Origin of the sequence: Alterirhizorhabdus solaris (assembly GCF_007785815.1) — a bacterium.
GTDB classification, from domain to species: Bacteria; Pseudomonadota; Alphaproteobacteria; order Sphingomonadales; family Sphingomonadaceae; genus Alterirhizorhabdus; species Alterirhizorhabdus solaris.
The window spans coordinates 1-989 of sequence record NZ_VNIM01000213.1; the positions used below are offsets into that span (position 1 = coordinate 1).

The window sequence follows — 989 nt, forward strand, 5'->3', positions numbered from 1 at the left end:
TAGAGCGTGTTTCGAGCTGACTGACTCAGCAGGGATTCCCAAGCGGTTTGCGATCTGATTCAAGCTGTGTGCCGGCGGAGGAGGCGGGCATGCATGACCAGGGCGCTGTCAGTTGATCTTCGCAGGCGTGTGATCGAGGCGGTCGAGAGCGGGGCGTCGTGTCGTCAGGCGGCAGCGCGGTTCGGGGTGAGCGCGTCGAGTGCGATCCGCTGGCACGCGCTTTCAAAGACGGTGGGCGACGCCACCCCCCAAGCGGCAGGGCGGTGATCGCCGCTCGGGCAGGATCGAGGCGCATGCCGCTGTGATCCTGGGCGCGCTGGAGAAGAAGTCCGACATCACCCTGGCTGACCTGCGGGCCGAACTCGCCGGACACGGGATCGGCGTCAGCGTCGCGGGCCTGTGGCGCTTCTTCAAGCGCAGGCGGATCACGCTCAAAAAAAGACCGGGCATGCGGCCGAGCAGGATCGTCCCGACGTTCTGAGCCGGCGCGAGGCGTGGTTCGACGGTCAGCTCGATCTTGACCCGCGCACGCTGGTGTTCATCGACGAGACCGGCGCCAGCACCAAGATGGCCCGCCTGCACGGACGTGCGCCGCGCGGAGAGCGGCTGCGGGCGGCGATCCCACACGGCCACTGGAAGACGACCACCTTTGTCGGCGCGCTCAGGCTTACCGGCATGACCGCGCCGATGGTGCTCGATGGCCCAATGACGGGAGAGTGGTTCCTCGCCTACACCGAACAGGTGCTCGTGCCGACGCTGCGCCAGGGCGATGTCGTGATCCTCGACAACCTGCCTGCCCACAAAGGCATCGCCGTCCGAGACGCAGTGGAGGCAGCCGGCGCCACACTGCTGTTCCTCCCGCCATACTCGCCCGACTTCAATCCGATCGAGAACGCCTTCGCCAAGCTCAAGACGCTGCTGCGTAAAGCAGCCGCACGCACCGTCGAACAGCTCTGGCGGGTCATCGGCGAAAGCCTCGATGCCTTCAC

The 989-nt window shown here is 66.4% G+C and carries 1 pseudogene; it reads left to right on the top strand.

Features of this window, described 5'->3' with window-relative positions:
* Positions 1 to 93: 93 nt before the first annotated feature.
* Positions 94 to 989, top strand: a pseudogene (locus tag FOY91_RS21375) (IS630 family transposase); the annotation flags it as partial.